The organism is Blautia sp. 1033sp1_1033st1_G9_1033SCRN_220408, from assembly GCF_040929965.1.
Classification (GTDB): domain Bacteria; phylum Bacillota; class Clostridia; order Lachnospirales; family Lachnospiraceae; genus Blautia_A; species Blautia_A ammoniilytica.
The window spans coordinates 1-3854 of record NZ_JBFKZO010000048.1; the positions used below are offsets into that span (position 1 = coordinate 1).

The following is a 3854-nucleotide window of genomic DNA, read 5'->3' on the forward strand; positions in this document are numbered from 1 at the left end:
GTACAAAAGTGTACTTCGTCTATTTGTTTTTTAGAGGTCCTCCCCATGAGCATTATTATATTCGTTATCGTAAAAAAGAATTAGTGAGAATTTGCCATATTTTTCACTAATCATAAACCATACGGAGCGCATTGCAGCTTCTTGTACGATGTTCATTGCTGCTTCTTTGGTTATGTCCTCTTTTTCTTTTTCTGATTTTCTTATAAATTCTTCGGTTGGACATATCTCGCTTATTTTTTGAGTTAATTCTTGTTGTATCTTTTCTGGTGAGTTTTGAGGACTTTTGGGATTTGTCATTTGCATGAATCCAGCTTCAAATCTTTTGTTTCTAACCTTCATTTCATATGCAAGATTAATGTCTTCAGAAATATAATCGTTATCTTCCAATTTAGGAACGTATTTAGGGTTATCGTTGAATTGGTCGTAAAGGTTATTGAATCTAATTTTAATATCATGCTCGTTCCTTTCTATCGCATCAGCTACGACAATCCTCCATACTTTATTGCTTTGAGTGGCGATAAAAATATTTACTTTTTCGCCATTAAATTCACCAGTTAAAAGATCGATTTCATTGTCGTATTCAAACCCTTTAGCTTTAAGTTTCTGAATCATATCTTTTTTAAATCCATCTACGGGGATTCCCATAAATTTTGTTATATCTTTCTGTGCTAACATTGTCAAAGAGTACATTAGCAGTATAAATAACAGTGAATTTTTCTTCTTCATGAATAAATATTTAAAGATTACAATTGCAAATTTAGAAAATGATTTGAAAATATGACATTTAGGGAAGCACTTTTAGTTGCTTAGCTGTCTTTTATTTTCCCTTTGAGAGAGTTTATAATCCACCCTTTAGGGTTGTTCTTCTCTCGTGATTTTCCGTTTAGAATAGCCAGTTCTCCTATAAGGTCGGCTATTTTTTCCTGTGCTGTTATAAGCGTTTCCTTGTTCCGGTTTATTTCTTCCGAAGTGAAACCACAGGAATAACGGAGATATTCGTACACATGACTATCTATTTGGTGGCGTGCCGTTACTTTCGCTTGAAGTTCTTTTACTTCCAGTTCTTCATCCCTGAATTGAGGTTGATATACAGGGTAAAATCTAAATCCAGTTACTTTACTACGTTTGTTGTTAGGGTTTTCACGCACTTTTACGTAGTTGAATGTGTATGGGCAGCTTTCATCAAGCGCAGCCTTTGCTGGTTTTAATACTCTTTCCTCGAAGTTGTCGATTCTGTCTTTTCCGTTCTTGTCCTTGTATTTGTCCGCAGGTATGCCAAGACGGTCTTTCAAGTTTTCAAGGGATATATCCAAAGGGTACACCTGCCCACTCATTAACATGTAAAACCTAAGGGAATACCCAGTAGGTAGCGCAAGAGCCTTGTTTAACTCAAATTCTCTGTACCCCTTGGCGAACTTGGTAAACACATCCCAAAGGTCGTTAGACACACGAAAGGTTATAATGCCAGTGCGTTTTTTATATTTTGGGTTAGATATAAATCCGCACTTCCACCATTCCTCGTCATCTTCGTAAGTAAAAAAACGTCCTGCCAAAGAATCGAGTGCGGCTATGATTTCGTTGTAGTCACGTCCGGAAAAAATAACGTCAGACACATGCATTTGCGCATCAACATCCCAAAGTCCATGCTCAAATTTGCGTTTCGTGCCTGCATAATCTTTCAGCTTTACTCCCTTTAGTTCAGCCTGGCAGGCTTCCAGTATGCGAAGAACTATTCTTTGTTCGTGTATGGACATGTCTTGCTGTTTGGACCATGTATATACCCATGATACAACTACGTCTTTATTTTTGGTAATAGGTAGCTTCTTTTTCATAACTATTTGATTTGCTGCAAAGATATAAAATACCTACATATAAACAAAAAAAGAAGGGTAAAACTCCCAAAGTGTAGGGAAAGTTCGTCTTAAAAACTCCCAAAGTGTAGGATTAAAACTCCCAAAGTGTAGGGAAACACATGTTTTAATCCCTTTATTTATCGGTGTTTCCGCAAAAGTGATAGAGCATATTACAGACGATGCTTATAACAGACAAGGGGAATTTAAAGGGAAAAAGGCTGAAAATCAACTCGAAAAGAGGGGAAAAAGCAAAGCAACACCAACCAACGGGCGGTAGGCTTGAATATGGCTTTTAATGGCGTGTACACAAATAGGTACACAAATAATTTGGAGGTTGAACTTTTATAGCTATATTTGCGGTGTAAATCAAATATATAAATATTATGCAGATAATTACAACGCGTGAATTTCGTGCCAATCAGAAGAAATATTTTGAACTGGCTGAAAAAGAGACAATCTTTGTTTCCCGTCGTAATGCCGCCCCCATAGTCGTATATGCGGCTACGGAAGAGGATTTCCCCTCAAGGGAAGAATTGGAGGCTATTCAGAGGGGTATTGAGGATATTAAGCAGGGACGAACTTTTAAAATGCGGAAGGATGAATCATTAGATGATTTTTTGAACCGTATAGAGGATGAGTGCAATGTATGAGATAGAATTTTCAAAAGAAGCTGCAAAACATGTACTGTTGCTAAGAAAGTCCTCTCCGCAACTCTTCAAAAAGTTAGAGAGGCTATTGGATGAGCTGAAAGAACATCCATACACCGGGACTGGACACCCCGAACAGTTGAAGTATTTGCAGGGTGTATGGTCAAGGCAACTTGATAAGAAAAACCGTATTAGATATACGGTGAACGAAACCACCATTGTTGTTTTTGTTATTTCTGTTTGGGGGCACTATGACGATAAATGACGTAAAAAAACAATGTAAAAATTAAAGATATGGCAGTTATAAATCTTACATCCGAGGAATTTGCTAACCGAATAGAGGAAATGCTTGATTTGGCGAGTAAAGGCGACAATGTACTTATTCATCACGAGGGGAAAACCTATACTGTTATTCCTATAAGTGATGAAGAATTGGAGAACTTAACCGCGAAAGAAAAAGTATTACTGAATAAGTAATTTTTCTCTTTTTTGTCTGCAAATGTAACTCCATACTCCGTAACCGTCAAGGGCTTCGCAAGTCCGGATCCGGAAAAATCCTGCGCTCGCAGGCTCGTGCGGTTTTTCCAGCCCGTCCCCTTGACAGTTCTCCGTATTCCGTTGTGAAAAAGGCAGGAAAAAGAGAAAAAAATGTGTGCCTATGCAGCGTGTCAGCGTTGTGTGTATTCCCATGCGGCATGTGTATATATAGCAAGAAGTGTCCTTGTCGGACAATTCTTGCTTTTCTCGCTTTGCTCAAAAAGATTTTAAGATTACCTTTGTGGCATGGAACTAAGACGGAACGAAAAGATTACATTCCGGTGTACCGAACTTGAAAAGGACGCACTTGCGGAGCAGGCAGCCCGGTGCAGTCTAAGCGTATCGGAATACTGCCGGAGTTTGTCCCTTGGGGGGCGCCCAAGGGAGAGGTACACCGAGGAGGAACGGCAGCTTCTCCGGGACATAGCCCAGTTGAAAGGAACGCTCCAACGGCTGAACAACTACTTCGGTGGTCGCCAGTACCGGGAAGTGTTCGAGGAGAACCGGGCACTAATTACAGAGCTCAAAAAAATACTCTCACGATGATAGGGAAAGGGAAAAGCATATCACATGGTGTGGCGGCATTGGAGTACGACCTCGCCAAAGAGATAAACGGGCAGGCAGTAGCCACCGAGATAGCCCGGCATGAACTTTATGGGTGTACTGGTGCGGAAATGGTGCAGGAAATGAAACCGTATCACATTGATTTTCCGAACGTAAAAAACAACTGCCTACGTTTCGAGGTCAGCCCCTCGATAGAGGAAAGCGCCACCTTTACGGATGCGGACTGGGCGGAACTTGGTAACGACTTCATGCA

The 3854-nt window shown here is 40.0% G+C and carries 7 protein-coding genes; 5 read left to right on the top strand and 2 right to left on the bottom strand.

What is annotated here, in order from left to right; genetic code table 11:
- Positions 1-30: 30 nt before the first annotated feature.
- Positions 31-726, bottom strand: a complete 696-nt coding sequence (locus tag AB5916_RS17300) for a hypothetical protein (protein ID WP_172733424.1) — start codon at positions 724-726, stop codon at positions 31-33.
- 80 nt (positions 727-806) lie between these two features.
- Positions 807-1832, bottom strand: a complete 1026-nt coding sequence (locus AB5916_RS17305) for a replication initiation protein (RefSeq protein WP_368192094.1) — start codon at positions 1830-1832, stop codon at positions 807-809.
- Between the two features lie 404 nt (positions 1833-2236).
- On the opposite strand from AB5916_RS17305, the gene AB5916_RS17310 reads away from it, so the two are divergent.
- From AB5916_RS17310 to AB5916_RS17330, 5 genes are all read left to right on the top strand, one after another.
- Positions 2237-2503 (top strand): type II toxin-antitoxin system Phd/YefM family antitoxin, encoded by a 267-nt coding sequence (locus AB5916_RS17310; RefSeq protein ID WP_008671564.1) that lies wholly within the window; start codon positions 2237-2239, stop codon positions 2501-2503.
- A complete protein-coding gene (locus tag AB5916_RS17315) occupies positions 2496-2765 on the top strand; it encodes a Txe/YoeB family addiction module toxin (RefSeq protein WP_008671563.1) in 270 nt (89 codons plus the stop codon). The genes AB5916_RS17310 and AB5916_RS17315 overlap by 8 nt, the downstream gene beginning before the upstream one ends.
- Positions 2766-2794: 29 nt before the next feature.
- Complete coding sequence (locus AB5916_RS17320; RefSeq protein ID WP_008671561.1) at positions 2795-2977, top strand: hypothetical protein; 183 nt, start codon at positions 2795-2797, stop codon at positions 2975-2977.
- A 306-nt stretch (positions 2978-3283) separates the two neighbouring features.
- Positions 3284-3583, top strand: a complete 300-nt coding sequence (gene mbpA / locus AB5916_RS17325; RefSeq protein WP_004327437.1) for a mobilization protein MbpA — start codon at positions 3284-3286, stop codon at positions 3581-3583.
- Positions 3580-3854 (top strand): relaxase/mobilization nuclease domain-containing protein (locus AB5916_RS17330; protein ID WP_347058618.1); only part of this gene is annotated, 275 nt, incomplete at its 3' end. The genes mbpA and AB5916_RS17330, both read left to right, overlap by 4 nt.

Coding starts and splice junctions, on each gene's coding strand:
- AB5916_RS17305 (WP_368192094.1), bottom strand. CDS start 1,832: ATGAAAAAGAAGCTACCTATTACCAAAAATAAAGACGTAGTTGTATCA.
- AB5916_RS17310 (WP_008671564.1), top strand. CDS start 2,237: ATGCAGATAATTACAACGCGTGAATTTCGTGCCAATCAGAAGAAATAT.
- AB5916_RS17300 (WP_172733424.1), bottom strand. CDS start 726: ATGAAGAAGAAAAATTCACTGTTATTTATACTGCTAATGTACTCTTTG.
- AB5916_RS17320 (WP_008671561.1), top strand. CDS start 2,795: ATGGCAGTTATAAATCTTACATCCGAGGAATTTGCTAACCGAATAGAG.
- mbpA (WP_004327437.1), top strand. CDS start 3,284: ATGGAACTAAGACGGAACGAAAAGATTACATTCCGGTGTACCGAACTT.
- AB5916_RS17315 (WP_008671563.1), top strand. CDS start 2,496: ATGTATGAGATAGAATTTTCAAAAGAAGCTGCAAAACATGTACTGTTG.